At 41.0% G+C, this 18,082-nt stretch carries 18 protein-coding genes; 1 reads left to right on the top strand and 17 read right to left on the bottom strand.

What is annotated here, in order from left to right; genetic code table 11:
* Window positions 1–4: 4 nt before the first annotated feature.
* Together A3M5_RS0118740 and A3M5_RS0118735 are read right to left on the bottom strand one after the other, a co-directional pair.
* Window positions 5–1,066, bottom strand: a complete 1,062-nt coding sequence (locus A3M5_RS0118740; RefSeq protein WP_018395313.1) for a putative 2-aminoethylphosphonate ABC transporter substrate-binding protein — start codon at window positions 1,064–1,066, stop codon at window positions 5–7.
* Between the two features lie 415 nt (window positions 1,067–1,481).
* Window positions 1,482–1,892, bottom strand: a complete 411-nt coding sequence (locus tag A3M5_RS0118735; protein WP_018395312.1) for an Rrf2 family transcriptional regulator — start codon at window positions 1,890–1,892, stop codon at window positions 1,482–1,484.
* A gap of 140 nt (window positions 1,893–2,032) precedes the next feature.
* On the opposite strand from A3M5_RS0118735, the gene A3M5_RS0118730 reads away from it, so the two are divergent.
* The gene (locus A3M5_RS0118730; protein WP_018395311.1) at window positions 2,033–2,668 is read left to right on the top strand and encodes an NAD(P)-dependent oxidoreductase; all 636 of its coding nucleotides are present in this window, start codon (window positions 2,033–2,035) and stop codon (window positions 2,666–2,668) included.
* A 38-nt stretch (window positions 2,669–2,706) separates the two neighbouring features.
* Here A3M5_RS0118730 and A3M5_RS0118725 read toward each other — a convergent pair whose 3' ends face one another.
* The 15 genes from A3M5_RS0118725 to A3M5_RS0118655 form a co-directional block, all read right to left on the bottom strand.
* Window positions 2,707–3,891, bottom strand: coding sequence for an acetyl-CoA C-acetyltransferase (locus A3M5_RS0118725; protein ID WP_018395310.1), 1,185 nt, complete (start codon window positions 3,889–3,891; stop codon window positions 2,707–2,709).
* A 47-nt stretch (window positions 3,892–3,938) separates the two neighbouring features.
* Window positions 3,939–5,009, bottom strand: coding sequence for a toxic anion resistance protein (locus A3M5_RS0118720; RefSeq protein ID WP_018395309.1), 1,071 nt, complete (start codon window positions 5,007–5,009; stop codon window positions 3,939–3,941).
* 5 nt (window positions 5,010–5,014) lie between these two features.
* A complete protein-coding gene (locus tag A3M5_RS0118715) occupies window positions 5,015–6,643 on the bottom strand; it encodes a YceG family protein (RefSeq protein WP_018395308.1) in 1,629 nt (542 codons plus the stop codon).
* A 78-nt stretch (window positions 6,644–6,721) separates the two neighbouring features.
* Window positions 6,722–7,507, bottom strand: a complete 786-nt coding sequence (locus tag A3M5_RS0118710; RefSeq protein WP_018395307.1) for an HAD family hydrolase — start codon at window positions 7,505–7,507, stop codon at window positions 6,722–6,724.
* Window positions 7,504–8,619, bottom strand: a complete 1,116-nt coding sequence (locus A3M5_RS0118705) for a cysteine protease StiP family protein (protein ID WP_018395306.1) — start codon at window positions 8,617–8,619, stop codon at window positions 7,504–7,506. The genes A3M5_RS0118710 and A3M5_RS0118705 overlap by 4 nt, the downstream gene beginning before the upstream one ends.
* 13 nt (window positions 8,620–8,632) lie before the next feature.
* Window positions 8,633–10,009: a phosphoribosyltransferase family protein gene (locus A3M5_RS0118700; RefSeq protein WP_018395305.1), complete on the bottom strand. Its 1,377-nt coding sequence runs from the start codon at window positions 10,007–10,009 to the stop codon at window positions 8,633–8,635.
* On the bottom strand, window positions 9,960–11,150 hold the full coding sequence (locus A3M5_RS0118695) for an HpcH/HpaI aldolase/citrate lyase family protein (protein WP_018395304.1): 1,191 nt from the start codon (window positions 11,148–11,150) through the stop codon (window positions 9,960–9,962). The genes A3M5_RS0118700 and A3M5_RS0118695 overlap by 50 nt, the downstream gene beginning before the upstream one ends.
* A 217-nt stretch (window positions 11,151–11,367) precedes the next feature.
* Window positions 11,368–11,946, bottom strand: coding sequence for a TerD family protein (locus A3M5_RS0118690; RefSeq protein ID WP_018395303.1), 579 nt, complete (start codon window positions 11,944–11,946; stop codon window positions 11,368–11,370).
* 34 nt (window positions 11,947–11,980) lie between these two features.
* Window positions 11,981–12,559 (bottom strand): TerD family protein, encoded by a 579-nt coding sequence (locus A3M5_RS0118685; RefSeq protein WP_018395302.1) that lies wholly within the window; start codon window positions 12,557–12,559, stop codon window positions 11,981–11,983.
* 35 nt (window positions 12,560–12,594) lie between these two features.
* Window positions 12,595–13,197: a TerD family protein gene (locus A3M5_RS0118680; protein ID WP_018395301.1), complete on the bottom strand. Its 603-nt coding sequence runs from the start codon at window positions 13,195–13,197 to the stop codon at window positions 12,595–12,597.
* A 223-nt stretch (window positions 13,198–13,420) separates the two neighbouring features.
* Complete coding sequence (locus A3M5_RS0118675; protein WP_018395300.1) at window positions 13,421–14,362, bottom strand: carbon-nitrogen hydrolase family protein; 942 nt, start codon at window positions 14,360–14,362, stop codon at window positions 13,421–13,423.
* Window positions 14,359–15,465: a histidinol-phosphate transaminase gene (hisC, locus tag A3M5_RS0118670; RefSeq protein WP_018395299.1), complete on the bottom strand. Its 1,107-nt coding sequence runs from the start codon at window positions 15,463–15,465 to the stop codon at window positions 14,359–14,361. Before hisC ends, A3M5_RS0118675 begins: the two co-directional genes overlap by 4 nt.
* Before the next feature lie 224 nt (window positions 15,466–15,689).
* Entirely contained in the window at window positions 15,690–15,989 is a 300-nt protein-coding gene (locus A3M5_RS0118665) for a hypothetical protein (protein ID WP_018395298.1), read from the bottom strand.
* A 146-nt stretch (window positions 15,990–16,135) separates the two neighbouring features.
* Window positions 16,136–17,593 carry a MocR-like pyridoxine biosynthesis transcription factor PdxR gene (pdxR, locus tag A3M5_RS0118660; protein WP_018395297.1) on the bottom strand — a complete coding sequence of 486 codons (1,458 nt, stop codon included), beginning with the start codon at window positions 17,591–17,593 and terminating at the stop codon, window positions 16,136–16,138.
* 14 nt (window positions 17,594–17,607) lie between these two features.
* Window positions 17,608–17,805 carry a hypothetical protein gene (locus A3M5_RS0118655; RefSeq protein ID WP_018395296.1) on the bottom strand — a complete coding sequence of 66 codons (198 nt, stop codon included), beginning with the start codon at window positions 17,803–17,805 and terminating at the stop codon, window positions 17,608–17,610.
* Window positions 17,806–18,082: the final 277 nt, after the last annotated feature.

Below are 18,082 nucleotides of genomic sequence, written 5' to 3'. Positions count from 1 at the left end.
TCCTTTATTCTTTCGGTTCGGCTTTCGTTCCATATTTTGATTCCCATTCTGTTAAAATCGTATCCCGGTTTTCCGCCGCCCAGTACAAGTCATTTTCCTTATACATCTTTTCTTCTACATCTTTCGGGAATGATGCCGGCAGCTCAAAATCAGTGTCCATTGTCGTAAATCCATTTGCGTCAAAATATTTCTTCATCACATCTTCTTCGATGGCCCAGTCCAAAAAGGCTTGCGCCGCTTCTTCATTACCAGTATCCTTTTTATTGATTAACGCATTAGCTTCCACTTCCCAACCGAGTCCTTCTTCCGGCAGGATCACTTCAACCGGCGCGCCGTCTTCTTTCATTTGAACAGCTGTATATACAAGTGAAATTCCGATCGGATATTCACCCGCCGCCGCCATTTTTGCCGGTTTTGATCCTGAATGCGTGTATGTACCGATATTTTTATGAAGCTTGTCCATGTAAGTCCAGCCTGCTTTTTCGCCCATCATCTGCAGCCATCCATTAACTGTTAAATAGCCGGTTCCGCTTGACGCCGGGTGAGGCATGACAATGAGCCCTTTATATTCTGGCTTCAGTAAATCTTCATATGTTTTTGGCACCGGCACATTCAGCTTTTTCAATTCTTCCGTATTCACAGCAATCCCCGTCATAAATGCCGTGTTGCCTGTCCATTTAAGGGGTTCATTTTTGTCTTTAAAAGCCGGTTTAATGTTTTCCGCACCTGCTGGCGTGTATTCTTTTAGCATGTCTTTTTGATCCAATGCCAGCAAACTTGACGCTGCAAGACCCCATACAACATCCGCACTTGTGTTTTCCCCTTCCGCGAGAAGCTTAGCCGTCATAATACCTGTCGAATCGCGAACGATTTTAACATCCACCCCTGGATACTTCTCTTCAAAAGAAGCCATATAATCAGGGATCAATTCTTCTTCCACCGCCGTATACACGGTTAAATCGCCCGAAACTCCGCTTTGTGCATCCGTCGGAACACTTTTTTCTCCTGAACAAGCTGATACGAATAATAAACTAGAAAGCACGGAAAACCACACGCGTTTTTTCATTCTTCAAGCTCCTTTTATATGGTTTTGATTGTGATTTCATTGTATCTTGTGATTATTAATGAAATATTAACGAATAGTTAAGTTATTGTTGTGGTTTTGTATGGTTTTATGTAACTTTTTAAATATTTACTTGTTTTTATGAAACAAGTGGCGACTTTCCTTCTTTCTTTGTACGTAAAAAATAAAAGAAGGGGCAGTCACAAAAGCCATATTTTGTGACTGCCCCTTCTTTTTTTAATTCAGCTCCATCAAAAGTGGCGTGATGACCTTTATGAGCGGCATGTTTTGTGACTCATCGGATATGCTAACAGAGGTGTTGCGACAGAACGTCGCGCTCTTAGCCCTTGATCCTATTATAAAGTGAAACTTCATTCAATAGGATTTTACTGCCGTTAAGGCAAGCTAAAAAACCACCTCAATTAAAGAGATGGTTCATCACATCTTTTAGCGATTGATTCGCTAATTCGTTTTCCATTGCCTGCTGCACACGATCAAAAGTCACATCAAGCGTTGATTGAATATTTTTTCCAACTTCGCAATTCGGATTCGTTTTTTCATGCACCGCAAACAATTCATCTTTCGGCTCTACTGCTTTAAAAATATCGAGTAACGAAATGTCAGCAGGGTCTTTCGTTAATTCTGATCCAGTAATTCCTGCCCTCGACGTAAGCAATCCCGCTTTTTTCAACATGCCGCTCATTCGCCGAATGACAACCGGATTCGTATTCACACTGCTAGCAATCATGTCTGATGAAAGCAGCTCACGTGAATTAGATGCAACAAGTACCATTATGTGAATCGCCACGGCGAGACGACTATTCATCATTGTTCTCCACCACCATTTGTCATTATTTTAGTTACATTTAAAATATCTGTCAAATGAGTTGACAAACAACTTCTAATGTAACTATAATAGTTACATATTAAATGTAACAAAATTAGTTACATTAGAGGGGGAACTATTTTATGAAAATCGCAATTATTGGTGCAACAGGAAAAGCAGGAAACCTTGTTTTGAAAGAAGCAAAAGAACGCGGTCATGACGTCACAGCCATCGTCCGCAGCGCTGCAAAAATAACAGATACCAATGTAAATGTAATTGAAAAAGACATTTTCAACTTAACTACGGCGGATGTTCAATCATTTGATGTGGTCGTGAATGCATTTGGTGCACCTGCTGGACAAGAACACTTACACGTTGAAGCAGGACAAAAATTAATCGATGTATTAAAAGAAGCAGCTGATACGAAATTAGTCGTCGTTGGTGGTGCGGGCAGCTTATTTGTAGACGAAGCCAAAACAATACGCGTACTCGAAACGCCTGATTTCCCTAAAGAATACTTGCCAACGGCTCAAAACCAAGGAGTTAATCTGCTTGATCTGCAAAAGTCAGAAGGGATCCAATGGACGTTTATTAGTCCATCTGCCTTTTTTGATCCAGAAGGCAAAAGAACAGGTTCTTACCAATCAGGGAAAGACCATCTTCTTGTGAACGCAGAAGGACAAAGTTATATTAGCTACGCCGACTATGCAATTGCCGTTCTTGATGAAATTGAACATCCGAAACATATAAATGAGCGTTTTACAGTCGTTTCTAACTGACAAAAAAAGGACTCGCCACTTATTAGGCGAGTCCTTTTTTATTTCTTCACTTCAATCATAATCGCATCGCCTTGCCCACTGCCGGAGCAAATTGCTGCAATCCCGATGCCTCCGCCGCGGCGGCGTAGTTCGTATGCTAACGTTAAAATAATACGCGTACCACTTGCCCCGATCGGGTGACCGAACGCAACGGCACCGCCATTTACATTCACCTTTTCAGGATCAATGCCCGTAATTTTATTGCTGGCAAGCACGACAGCCGCGAATGCTTCATTGATTTCAAATAATTCAATGTCATCGACCGATTTGCCTGTTTTCTTTAATAGCTCATTAATAACGAGTCCCGGCGTTTGCGGGAATTTTTCCGCTTCGACCGCTATTTCCGCATGGCCAATCACTGTCGCAAGAACGTTTTTTCCTTCTTTTTCAGCCCGCTCATCACTCATTAACACGAGTGCCGCTGCCCCGTCATTAATACCCGGTGCATTCCCAGCTGTGATGGTGCCGTTATTGCCGAATGCCGGACGTAATTTTTCAAGCACGTCTTTCGTTGTCTCTTTGCGCGGTGATTCATCTGTATCGACAACAACAGAATGTCCTTTTCGCTGCGGCACTGCAACCGCAACGATTTCTTCTGCCATTGTTCCGCTTTCAATTGCTGCAACCGCTCGCCCATGACTGCGTATCGCCCACTTATCCTGCTCTTCACGTGTCAATCCAAGCTCTTCTGCCGCTCTATCTCCATATGTCCCCATATGAACGCCGGTAAAACTGCATGACAATCCGTCATAAATCATTAAATCGACCATTGGCGTATCGCCCATTCGTGTACCCCATCTTGCTTTAAATACCGCATATGGTACGTTTGACATTGATTCCATGCCACCTGCCAAGATCACTTCCTCGTCGCCCGCACGAATGATTTGATCGGCCATCGTCACGCTGCGAAGACCGGATGCACATACTTTATTCACCGTTTCCGTTTTAATATCCCACGGAATGCCTGCTTCACGTGCTGCCTGCCGTGATGGAATTTGCCCCTGTCCTGCTTGAAGAACATTTCCAAAAATGATTTCATCCAGTTCTTCCGGCTTTACGCCCGCGCGCTTCATTGCTTCTTTCATGGCCATGCCGCCGAGCTGTGATGCGGTTAAGGTGGAAAGCGCACCGCCGAATTTACCGATCGGTGTCCGTGCGCCTTCTACCATGACTGTTTTGACCATTTCCTTCACCTCCGCACGTTCTAGTGAAACGGCAAAGTCCGCTTCAATTATTTTCCGTAGTTTTTCATCGTGTCTTGCAGCTGAGCAATCCGCTTCATGCCATCTTCTCGTGCTTTTTTATTTTCTTCTTCAATCGCTCTCGTTTCATCGAGCCCTTTTACAATTGTGTTCCAGCTCTCTTCAATAGTTTCAATTTTGATGCTCGGTCCACCAGCAAGGCGGGCGATTTCAGTACTCTGGTTCGCAATGTTTTGCGAATTTCGCAGCAACATTTCATTTGTACGTTTGTCTAATTCGCTCATAGAATCCGCTACAAGCTTTTGGCGCTTCGCTGCAACTGCTTGAATGATACCATTTTTAAAAATCGGAATCGTTGTAATGAAAGCAGAGTTGATTTTCCCAATCAATTTCGTATTCCCACGCTGCAATAGACGAATTTGTGGCGCTGTCTGCAGGGCGACCATTCTAGCCATTTCAAGGTCATACACTCGTTCTTCAAGCGATTGAACAGCGTTGTTCAGCGTATCAAGTTCCATTTGTGCCAGCTGATCACCGGCTGCCGACCTCTTTTCTAAACTAGGTAGATGACTTTTCAATTCTTCCACTTTTATTTGTCCGGCTACCACATATTTTTCAAGCGCCATGTAATACTGATAGTTTTGCTGATACATTTCATCCATATTGTTTGTCGAACGGATCATCTCATCTTTGTACTTAGAGATTTCAATATGAATTTTTTCAATATCTCGACCCAGTGTCTGATATTTACCAAATATTTTTTCAATCATTTTTTCGCCGCGATTAAACAGTTTGCCTAGAAATCCTTTCGGCTCCGCAAAATCATTTTTGTCAAATTGGTCCATTGTTTTTCCAAGTTGTTTTAATAAAGTCCCTGAATCTGTCACGCTTGTTGAACGCATGGATGCCAAAATCCGATCGGAAAATTGAGAAATTTCTACGGCTGGTTCTTTTCCAAATTCAAGCAGTCCTGTTTGATTTCGTATATCAATAGAGCGGGCTAAGTCCATTACTTCCGGTTCATTACGAAGTTGAAGGCGCATGTCTTCTGCTTTATTTTCTGTTAATACTTCCAGTTCATTTTCTCTCATGTCCTGCATCTCACTCATTTCCTCCCATTTAAAAATTTAGAAATGAAGCCGCTTAAAATAGAGCTTTCTTTTTTATAGTGATCAAAAGGCATATCAAATACCATATCTTCAAGCAAATGATGATCAAAGTATTTTTTATTAATAAATAATTCCAGATCATTCAAGCCTGGCGGGTTGTACAAAATAAGATCAAGACCAAATTCATTTAATAATAAAAGTAAAGCGGCATCTGCTCTGGACAACTGACCGTTTTTTTCATTATTATATAAAATCAATTTCGGTACTTCCTGAGAGTAATCAAATGTCTGCAATAATTGCAGGATTTCCTCTGGCATCGACATCGAATGTGTAAATAAAAACAGCTGAACATCTTCGTCTGTTTCTCCTGGTGATTTCTCCATTTTTGGATCTTCACACATCCGAGAGATAGCCGATGCAATGCCTTTTTGCAATCCATCATGCAGATGACCATATTGCCACCAGTTGCTTTTTACCATTTTTTCCGGATCAAGACGGTTTCTTTCGCTAAGCGCATGCTGGTAATGAAATTGATTGTTCGCCTTTTTTTCTTTCATATAAGGCAATTGTTTGATCGTTAGCGTACTTTTTTGAGTGCGCAACCGCTGCATATTTTCCCAGTATTCTTTTCGATTTTTGGAAACGCCTGACACTTTAGCAAACAATGCAGGAAGTTTCACTTCTCCATCTTGTACAGAAAACCCCGGTCGAATAAATGAAGGCTCTTTTGCTAACAAAAAAATTTCATCGTAAGTCGTCTTTAATGTTACAGAAACCGGTAAGTAATCTCGAAATTGCCACGGTTTATAAAATGAGGATCCTTCATGGTTTAACACTTGTTCAATTTCTTTCGACGCGCGATACGCAACGGTTCCTTGCTGCTTCGGTTCCTCTTTTGGAAAAGGCTGTATCTTCATCTTTGAAGGATACTGTACGACGAGCGTATGTTTATTTTCCGGATCGATCTCTTTGAAATCGTCCTTTCCTTCTGGATGAATGAGTACAACGTCCATTCCTAAAAGAAGCAAATAATAAAGAAAATATACTTGGCTTTTGCTCGCATCCCCATACCAGACAACATGAGGGATATCTTGTTCCACATCCAGTTCCTTCATCCATTGATCCAAATGGTTCCACGTCCATTTGATCAAATCAAGAAACACGCGTCTAAATTCAGGATGGCCAAATGCCCCTGAATGATTAGATTGAAAAAGCTGCAATACGTCTATGAGCGCCGAACGAACAAGCCGGTTAAATTCAGGATTTTTTGCGTATTTAGGAAGCAGGCGCTCTCCGTCCAAAAAAGCGACAAAGCGGTTCACTGAAAGACTTGGTTCGTTTTGGATAATATGATAGATGCGCTGGACAGATTGAAACCGGTCGGGCGGCATCGATTTATCAAGTGTTTCGGACAATATATACACATGCGGCTGCTGGCTGATGAAATAAAGCGTACTCATATAAGCTGTTTCATCAAAGCCGGCACCGAGTATACGTGCAGCTATCTGACTGTATTGCATGTCATCCGTTTCTTTTTTATATCCGGGCCGATCTATAATCGACCGGCCGAGTTCATCGATCCAATTGGTTTCATCAATTGGCATGATGATCGATTTTCTCTTCAACTGCGCTCTCTCCTTTAGTCATCTTTATAAAAAAGTAAGGAGTGTGAGCTGGTGTGATGAACGGGATTTAAGGTTAGATTACAGTCTTTTGGACAGCATCGTTTCAATAATTTCCTCTGCTGCGATCATGCCTTCTGTTTGCGTCAATGGCAGATGAGCGTTCCTTGCGGCTGCCTCACCGTGTTTTGGAATTAAGCCAAATACCGCTTTTTCGACCAAACAGACATCAAGGTTAGAATCTCCTGCTGTAAATACCGTTTTCTTTCCCTCTTTTTCCGAAAGATAGTTCACTGCGTCCCATTTGTTCACAAAGCCTGGGATAAAATATACTTTTCTTCCTTGTAAGGAAAAGAACCAGCCGCGCTCCGCTGCCCACTCCGAATATTCATTCATCAGTTCTGCTGGAGCAAGTTCAGGTTTAATAAGTAAATAGATAAAAAAGTGGTCCACCACTTGAATAGAATCCAGCCACACAGGATCTGCCGTTTTTTCTATTTTTCTCTTTACATCTTCTAAAGACGTATGGCTGTCATTAATTTTTGTTTGAACAAACTCTTCCCAATAACGATCTACTTTCCCATCTTTCAACACGACGCCGCCGTTACACGTAATCGCATATGCTGGCCGAATCTCTTCTCGGAAAAGTGAAATTCGGCTATACTGTTCGACTGTTCTCGTCGTCACAGGAATAAACATCATTTGCTCTGACAGTTCTTTTAAAAGCTGAATCGCTTTTTCTGTCATAAAAGAGATCTCTCTCCCATTATATACTTCAACATTACGAACAGACAGTTCTGTTTGTTTCGGATCGAAAAACTTGCTCGAATAAATGAGTGTGCGATCTAAGTCGCTTGCAAAAATCATCGGTCTTGCTCCAATGGCTTGATTAATCCGCAGCATGTATAAGTCATTTCCGTAAATTCCTCCACCGGGACACCCCGTTCTTTTGTTAATTGAAAAATATGTTTCAAGCGTGGATCTTGCCGATTTTTCACAAGTATTTTCCATGGCATACGGCGCAATAGAACACGTGTCGTCTCTCCTACGCCTGGCTTAATCAAATTGATATCGTCTAGTCCATATTTATTTTGAATCATGTTAACGGACTTGAGTCCTTCCCAAGTTGGAGAGCGGTCGCTTGTTTTAACCGTTTTTACTGCCTCTTGAATGAGAGATGCAGCTGATTCAAATTCATCTGTGATAGCATCAATATAATGAATCGATACATCTTCATCTTGCAGTTCTTTATATACTTTCGCCCCGTGGAAATCTGTTTCGTTCATCCACTGGTCATTTAAGACCGTCCGACTGACAAGCCCCGAAACTGTCGAATTTAAACATGCATTTGGAATAAGAAAATCTTCTCTCGTACCATATAAAGAAGAGCAATAGCCAGGATCAGCCAGTACAGCTAGTTCATCATCCAATTTTATTCCATGTTTTTTTTCGAATTTATGAGTGGATTGCGTTAATTCTTTTGTAATAGCACCTTTTCCCGTCCATCCATCAATAAACACGAGCCGTTTACCTGGATGATGATGAAGTATATAAAGCAATGCATTTTCATCTATACCGCGTCCTCGAATAATCGATACGCTGTAATGAGGTAGCGAAAAACCAAACGTTTTTTTTATATATCGCTTCATCAAAATACCAATCGGCGTACCTGCTCTAGCAAGAGAAACGAGAACAATGTCTCGTCCTTTTTTTTCAATAATAAGTTCAGAAACCGTTCCAACCGCCACCGCCACTTTTTGTTTATACGTATTAAGTGAATCGTGAAATAACGTCAAATAGTCTTTTGTCGGCTCGTATTCAACAGGAAGCATCTCTGAATAATGCACACCTTGTTGAATGGCTCGTTCCCGCTCATCTGTCTTTTTTTCAAGGCGTGCATCTGATAAATCTTTTAATAAAAAGACGACATCTTCTGATGAATAACTTCCTGTGACCATTTGCATGTCGTGTTTAATCATCGAAAATCCCCTTTCAAATGAAATCAACCACGTGAATGTGCGGCACATGATAAAACTGACGCAAGAGCGACTGTCTTCTTTCTTTACTCACTGTCCGTTCAAAAAAGAGAAATACTTCGTCATATTGCGAATCTAAGATGTTATACGCATATTGAACAATACCTGGATCATCCGGACTTTCAAATACGAGCCTGTTTTTGATCGGATATCTATCGTTATTTAACGGAAAGATCGGGCTTCTCGTTGTCGAATGGTACGATATGCCGTCTCCCATATAAACGGAAGCTTTCATCGGTAAGTGCATAAACTCCCCTGTTCCGAGACAGAGCGTTTTCTTTCCTACTCTTTTTGTTTTTAAATACTGACCTACTTGACGACAATAGTCTTCAATAGACTGTCTATGTTTTGAAGACAATCCAAACCTTCCTGTTAATGCTGAATACGGTGTATCGTTTTTCGTGCCGTGTGAATCAACAGATGAATATGGATAATGCGCAATAGGAGACGAAATATCGCGAAGATGAATCGAATGGTCATTTATCTTTTCAAGAGGTATTTGTTCATCAGCGTCAACCTGTTCCTCCACATCAGGTGTGCCTTTCACTTGAATCGTACCGGACAATAAAGAATACGTTTTAATCTGAATTCCCCACATGTCCTCAAAATCCTTTAAACGCTGCCGATCCTCTTTCGTCCGCCAATCGAGAAGAGATAGCACCGTGTACTCTTTGCGCGGATATTTTTTTTGAATCGATGATATAATGTTCAAAGCCGTTTTCCCTGTTGTGATTTCATCATCCACCAGGCAAATGGGCTTGTCATGATCGAACATTTCTTCAGGTGCATAACAAAGCTGGTCTGTCGCATGCGAATGCTCTTCTTCAAAATAAAGAGTCACTTCTTGATCAACAATCCGCTCTCGCGTGGAATGAATATAAGATGCTTTCGTAAAGCAATCAAACACACCGTGACCGAGCGCTGTCGCTGTTTCTGCAAATCCGATGAACACAACCGGTTCGTTCAGTGCAAAGCTGAGCTCTTTTGCGACGCAATAAGCCGCTTCCACACGCTCCTTTGATCCGTCTTTCAACGCTTCAATAAGCTGCTCTTTTTCAGCCAGCGTTTGACTCGTTTTTTCTTCGTAATAAATCGATGCAAGCAACGCCGACGAAATAAAAGGGATGCATGGATGCAACGGAATGTGTTTTCCCAGTACTTTACTGACAAATAAAAAAGATCGCTTTTTATTAATTCTTGCCGCCATTTCATATAGTGATTCTACCGGGAGATTATATGGATTCGCTTCTATTCGTATATCTACTTCCAAAGAGCCATTAATGTTATGTGTATACTGGTTCGGATAATAAATCGATGAATGTGTGGTTTTCATGAAACACCCCGTATATATCTGACTTTACTAACGTTTTTTGTGCCCACTTTAAATGCGGCTTTATTTCATTCATTTTGTTTTGAAACTCACTTTTAAATACGCCCTTTTCACCGTTCGCTTGTCTTACAATACTTAACGCGTCCACATATTCTTCTTTCGTCACAACATGCAATGCTTGTACAGGTAAAAGATGTGTTGGGTGAATAATGGTTTTCCCGACTAATCCATTTGCTTTATCAAGCAGCGTTTCTTGTATTAACCCGTCGAAGTTTTTACGAATTAATTCTTTTCTCAGAAGAATCCCTTCCGAACCGAGCTGTTTGAAAAATGGTGTCTGACGTAGTTGTGGCTTCAAAATTCGGCTATTTGCCGAAAAATGCTCCCATACAGGACCCGATATGACAAACCCGTTTGGTTCCCGTCCGAATATATTCACGATATCAGTAATGAGTTCATTTATGAGCGAAATTTCATATACGGTTGTCTGACTATTTCTTCTGATCCCGTACAATCCGCACAAATCCGTAGCACCAATCCGAATATTCAATATAAGGTCTTTATAAAGAGCGGCGGTTTCTTTTAACTGAAGCAATTCTTCTACACGCTTTTCCTTATAAAGGACTTCGGGCGACTCTAAAATAGGCATCCCGTATAAAATAGTCCCTGACTCTTCAATAATGGACTGCAGCGTAGAAAGAAAATCTTCTGCGTTTGCTGAAGAAAACTTCGGAAAGACGAAACCCGTCAACGATAATAATGAGCCATGCAGACGAACCGCCAATTGAGCCATTTGATGTGCACTTCTTACTCGAATAAAAATAAGCGGCATTCTATCATCTGTCAAACGTCCTTCATTCAAAGCTTCAGAAATTATTTCCATATGTGAAACAAGCTGATCTTCTGCCCTTTCTACTTCCAGATCTCCAACAGCATCTTCCAGACAAATAACAACTGTCGAAAGCTCTTTAAATTTATTACTAATAATTAATTCAGCAATATCAACTCTTGTTGCTGGCATGTATAAAACCGGTCCGAGACCGTAAGCAAGCATGTGTTTCGGTGAATGCTTATGAATCATTTTTGGTTTTTGATAAAAAAATCCTTCTAACTGAAACGCCGGTAAATGATGAAAATACTTCAAATTCAACACCTTCTTACATCAACTTTTTCATTTTTGTAAAAAAGAAAGAAGGAGACGTCTCCTTCTTTCTTTTTTTATCAACTACTTCTTATTCAGCCCGTTTACCTTGGATCTATGAAAGGAAGCGTATGTATCCATAATACCTTAATTAATCTCTATTTCTTCTCTTAGCAAAAAAACCAATAAAAGGATTAAAACCTTTTATTGGCATGTTGAATTACACTTCCAAACCATAATTTTGGCAAAGCGACATGAGTCCGCCGGAAAAACCACTGCCTACTGCACTGAATTTCCAGTCGTTCCCGTGCTTGTACAATTCACAAAACACAACAGCTGTTTCAATTGAAAAATCTTCTCCTAAATCGAAGCGAAGTAATTCCTGTCCTGTTGCTTCATCCGCAAGTCGGACGAACGCATTCGACACTTGCCCAAAATTTTGACTGCGTAATTCCGCATCATGAATGGTAACTGCAATACCAATTCGCTGTACATAAGAAGGTATTGTAGAAAAGTCGACAACGAGCTGCTCATCATCCCCGTCACCTTCCCCTGTCCGGTTATCCCCTGTATGCACAACAGCTCCACTCGGATGTTGAAGGTTGTTATAAAAAATAAAATCATGGTCATTCTGACAGCGGTTGTTTGCGTCAACGAGAAATGCCGACGCATCAAGGTCAAATGCCTGACCTCCTGAATATTTATTCGTATCCCATCCGAGACCGATGACCCCTTTAACGAGACCAGGGTTCGTTTTCGTTAAATCAATTTTTTGCCCTTTTGACAATTTAATCGACACAGTGAAATCACTCCCAAGTGTGTGGTATGCGTGATTAAGCTTGCAAGCCGTAATCGTTGACGAGTGATGCTAATCCGCCTTGGTATCCGCTTCCAATTGCACTGAACTTCCACTCGCCATTATGTCTGTACAACTCGCCTACAACGACTGCTGTTTCAATCGAGAAATCTTCTCCAAGATCATAACGGATCAGTTCTTCCTTGCTGTCGTCACTTACGATACGCACAAAGCTATTCGATACTTGTCCAAAGTTCTGGCTCCGCTCTTCCGCTTCATGAATCGTGATCGTGAACGCAATTTTTTCAATCGATTGCGGCACGTCAGAAAGATTGATTTTCACTTGCTCGTCGTCTCCATCGCCTTCGCCTGTCAAGTTATCACCTTTGTGAACAACAGAACCATTGCCGCCCTCAAGATTATTAAAGAAAACAAAGTCTTTTTCACTTTCACATTTTCCGGCTGCATTTAAAAGAAATATAGATGAATCAAGGTCAAACGATTTACCGCCATCATACTTATTCGTATCCCAGCCAAGACCGACTGTAATTTTTGATAAACCAGGATTACTTTTCGTTAAATCGACTTTTTGACCTTTGCTCAATGAAATTGCCATGTAAAAAACCCTTCTTTCTGATTATTTATTTTGATTTAAGCAAATTTTTGAACGATTTCACTCAATCCTGCGTCTTGTGTTCCAGTACCAACTGCCGCAAATTTCCAATCTGCACCATTTCGATAAATTTCAGCAACAAGCAAGCTTGTTGAACCTGAATAATCTTCTGATAAACTGAATTTAAGCAACTCTTCTTTACTAGTAGAGTTCACGACACGAATAAAAGCATTTTTAACCATGCCAAAATCCTGTTTACGTGCTTTGCAATCATAAATATTTACAACGAATACAAGTTTATTAACAGAAGCCGGGATCTTTTTCAACTCGATTAAGATTTGTTCATCATCCCCGTCACCATCGCCTGTTAAGTTATCACCTGTATGTACAATACTTCCACAGCTGCTTTTTAAATTACCGAAGTAAATGAGATTTTCTTTACCTGCAAATTTGTCATTTTGAAGCATAATAACCGAAGCGTCAATATCAAAACTTGAACCACCGCCGCCGCTAAACATACCTCGTAATCCGCCCGCTTTTTTCTGTACGGGATCCCAACCAAGACCAACCATGATTTTTTCCAGTCCTGGATTGCCTTTTGTCAAATCAATTCTTTGCCCTTTCTGAAGGACAATAGCCAAATCAATCACTCCTTAACAGTTAGTAAACGGAAAATCTCCATCGTTAATTGGATGACTCTTTCCATCTTCTACAAGTCTTATCATACTACATCCATCTTGTTAATTACAAAAAAAAAGCCATGCAAACATTAAATTTGATTGATATGACGGATTAGCCTCCATGCAAAAAAGACCACGACTTATTTTGATTGTCGCGGTCTTCTTATTCTATTACGTGCAGAAGTTATTTATTCCATTTCACATTTTCTTGCTTCTCTTCATTTACCGTCAGTTGAAACACATCCGGTCTTGAGTAGTGGCCCGTGACATCAAAGTCAAACTGGCTAAGTGCAATGTCCTGCAAATTTATATCTGCTATGATAATATCTTCACGTCCATAAACAGGTTCTGCTATATATTCACCAAGAGGACCCACAATCGCGCTTCCACCTGTACACATTTCATCGGGAGACGAAGCGAGTTCATCGTAGCAGACGAGATCAGTCGGATACATATCTTTCGTCACATATTGATTGCATGATAGAACAAAACAGCGTCCTTCCGCAGCAATGTGACGAATCGTTGACTGCCATAGATCTCTCGAATCCGCTGTCGGTGCAATATAAATTTGCACACCTTTTGCATACATCGCTGCCCGTGCAAGCGGCATATAATTTTCCCAGCAAATGAGCGCACCCATTTTTCCATACGGTGTATCGAAAACAGGCAAAGTGCTTCCATCGCCTTCTCCCCAGACGATTCGCTCCGCAGCAGTTGGCTTCAGCTTCCGATGTTTTCCTAGCAATGTTCCGTCCGGTCCGAAAAATAAAACCGTGCAGTACAGTGTCCCTCCACTCGTTTCCTGGTCCCGTTCAATGACACCAATCATTAAGTAAACGCCCGCTTTTTGCGCTGCTCCACCAAGCCGATCAGTCGCTTTACCAGGGACCGGAATCGAATTTTCTAAATAGCGAAGCCAATCTTGCCTACCTTCAACGGAACGGCTGCCTATTTTCGTACCGAATGAAAGACCGCGTGGATAAGCGGGAATAAATGCTTCAGGGAACACGACAATTTTCGCCCCTTTTTCAGCAGCTTCTATCGTTAAATCAATCGCTTTTTGCGTTGACGCTTCCCCGTCCATAATGACAGATGCCGCTTGTACAACAGCTACTTTTACCTTCATACTACCGTTCTCTCTTCATTCAAAATGGCAGCCATTTCTTTTATAAATTCGGCATTTTCTTCGAGTGTACCGACTGAAACGCGAATATATTCAGGCAGCCCCCAGATTGCCCCATACCGGACAATGATCCCTTTTGCGAGCAGCTTCTCATAAAACTCTTTCGCAGCAGGACCTATTTGGACGAGCACGAAATTGCTCATACTTTTACTATAACCGACGTTCATTTTTTCTAATGCTTCATACAATTGTATGCGCCCTTTTTCGTTCACTATTTGCGAGTTTCGTACATGCTCATCATCATTGATTGCGGCCGTTGCCGCTGCCTGTGCAAGAGCATTAACGTTAAACGGTTCTTTCACTTTTAAAATTCGCTGAATAATATCTGCTCGGGCTACACCAAAACCGACTCTTACACCGGCAAGCCCGTAAATTTTCGAAAACGTCTGTAAAACAATAACCGGATAACCAGATGCAATGTATTCGATTCCATCTGTGTAATCATCGGCCGCGGCATAATGCGAGTATGCCCCGTCAAACACAACGAGTATATGATCAGGCAATTTATTTAAAAGCTGTTCGAACTGATTCTTCGGTAAATAGGTACCGGTTGGATTATTCGGTGAACAAAGATAAACGATTTTCGTCCGGTCCGTTACCGCATCTAAAATTACGTTAATATCATATTCAAAATCTAGTTCTAGTTTTGCAAGAACTACGTTTGCCCCCATTAAATGAGCACCAAAATCGTATTCACTAAAAGATGGAGACGGCACGATAATTTCATCGCCATTTTCAAGAAATGTTTCCGATAAGAGCGTGATCAGTTCGTCCGCTCCGTTTGTAATGATTAACTGGGACGCAGCGACATTCAGTTTTTCCGCAATGGACTGTTTTAAACGCACGGCGTCCGCATCCGGGTAGCGATTCAACGTTACAAGCTCCTGCATAATCGCTTCAACCGCTTTACTCGAAGGACCGAGCGGATTCTCATTCGATGCTATTTTAATAACACGGTCAAGTCCAAGTTCTTCTTGTACTTCCCATATTGGTTTCCCCGGTGAATACGGTTGAATCTTTTCCAGTGCTTTTCGTGATTGAATCATTTTCTCTAACTTCCTTTCTAGGAAATTGAAATAATTAATTTCTTCTTTCTATCATAATTTTTATTTCAAAAAAGGAACCATCCAATTATAAAGCAATATCCCGGTCCAATTGAAAACATTCAGGACTCTTTAATGGAATTCAACCTTTTAATGCAAAAAAGATAGGGCTGTCCCCGGGGTCAGTTATTCACTAACTTTTGGGACAGCCCTATCTTAGCTTTTATTTAGTACAATCGATTTTTAATCCAGAACCCTTGTGTCGCTGAAGCAAGTTCATTTTCAAAATAGTGCATAATCTGTTCCTTTGCCTCTTCTTCTGTATCGAATCGATTGAATTTCATGCGTTCTTTGGCAAATTGTTCACGATTTAAGTAATAAATATGATCCGTTTCAAACACATATTTTTGATCAACATCTTTTTTCAAACGAAACTTGATCTTCTTTTTCCCAACCATAATTTCCCATTGTCCACATATTTCAAATACGTCTTTCACATAACTAATTTCATTCAATGAATGTATCATCACTTAAATCACCCTTTATTGACTGTTTGTTTAAAATATATTACTTGATTCATTCGATTCTGTAAATAAAAAGAAGAAAATTATATATATTAAAATTAAGTAAAGAGGCCATTCCTTGCGAAAAATGATAAATCGCCGGCCATATATTATGTGGCCGGCGATTTATCATTTTGTTGACAATAGCGAAGTGCTTCTGCAAATCTCGCTATTCCTTCATTTATAACACTCGTTTCTTCCCTTCCAAATGTAAAACGAATATAGCCTTTTTGTGAACCAAAGACACTGCCTGGCACGAATGAAACGCCACGTTTCATTGATTCTTCCAGAAGCTGATTTTCGCTGACTAATTTTTTCGGCCGACACCAGATGTGAATGCCGCCTTCTGGAATAAAATAATCCACCTCTTCTTTTAAATAGCGATCAAAACTTTTGACAATTTCATCTCGTCGTTCCTTTAATTCTTTGCGAATCATATCAACATGCTCATCAAATGACGATGATTTCAAAAATTCATTCGCAGCCCATTGCGGAAAAATACTGTGGCCAAAATCAACCTGTTGTTTTGCATCAGCAAGACGCTCGATGACGTTTTTCGGCCCGATTACCCAGCCAATTCGCAGTCCCGAGGCAACAATTTTTGATAAAGAACTAATATAAAGCACATTTCCGTTTTCATCCATCGCTTTCAGCGTATTACTTACTTTTCCATTAAAAGATGTTAATGAATACGGATCATCTTCAATGATCGGAATACCAAGTTCGGTTGAGATTTCGAGAATTTTTTTTCGGCGCGCCATACTCATTTTCGCACCCGTCGGATTTTGATAGTCCGGATTTAAAAAGAGCATGCGAATGCGATGCTTTTTGTGGAGTGCGATAACATCGTCCGGGTTAATGCCATGCCGGTCCATAGGCAACAATAACGTATTTAATCCGGCAGATTTAAAAACCGGCAATGAATAGCAATAAGACGGATCTTCAATTGCAATCGTATCACCTGATTTAAGCAAGCATTGAATAATGAGATGAAGTGCCTGCTGTGCTCCGGATGTAATTAAGATCGACGACGGTGACGTGTGAATGTTTTTATATTTTTTCACATGCTCCGCAATCGTTTCCCGCAGTGACACATTTCCTTGTTGATGGTCGTAGCCTAGGTGACCGAGAAACGGGATTTCTGCCATCATCGTTTTAAATTGTTCACTTGGCAATAGACTAGGCGATAATTCACCACTTGACAAGTTAATCAGATGCCGATTCTGATTTTCGGTACGAATGCGTTGGACAAGCGGCAAATTCGGCAAAAAAGAGCCGTCTTCCATGTACCGGCCCCAGTTTGGAATACGCTTATGTGATATCCCCCAAATATTGGTGCTGATGCAGGTACCGCTCCCTTTTTTCCGCTCGACAACGCCGAGCGACTGCAGTTCATCATACGCCGCGACGACTGTACTCCGGTTCACACCGATCTCTTTCGCCAGAAGACGTTCTGACGGCAGTACACTTTCCGGTGAAAACAGACCGGTGGAAATGCCTTGTTCAATATAATCGGCAATTTGCTTATACACTGCTTTTTTCGCAGTCCGATCCGGTCTCCATTCCATATGGTCACCTTCTTTTATGAAATAGCCGTAACGATAAACCAAATTGTCCCAACTGTGAATACGACAAACATGATCAAATAAATAATCGATAAATTAACAGTATTACGCTTCGTTGATTCCCCGTATTTCGCCTCTTCCCGTCTCGTTACCAAAAATGTACCGAATAGTGAAGCAGCTAAAATAATTATTATTATGGCAATAGCTATACTCATTTTTTATCTTCCTTTCCTTTATTATGATCCATTCCATTAGCGTTCCTCTTTTCTAACAAGCCGGTCACTGACAAAAAGTGTGACAAATATGCTGCCCATGATAACGACAGCGAGTCTGGCTCCCTCGATCATAAAAACATCCCTTAGTTCATTATACCCGTTGCCGCTGAGCTTAAAAACAGCGGCATGAATGTAACAAGCTTCTACGCCCTCACAGTATGAGACACAAGGAACACAAACAGTGGTACCGCCATCCACTTAACCGCCATACCCTCAT

It is taken from the genome of Bacillus sp. 37MA, from assembly GCF_000372765.1.
GTDB classification, from domain to species: Bacteria; Bacillota; Bacilli; order Bacillales; family Domibacillaceae; genus Domibacillus; species Domibacillus aminovorans.
The sequence above is the reverse complement of the archived record's forward strand: the minus strand, read 5'-3'. Positions and strand labels throughout refer to the sequence as shown.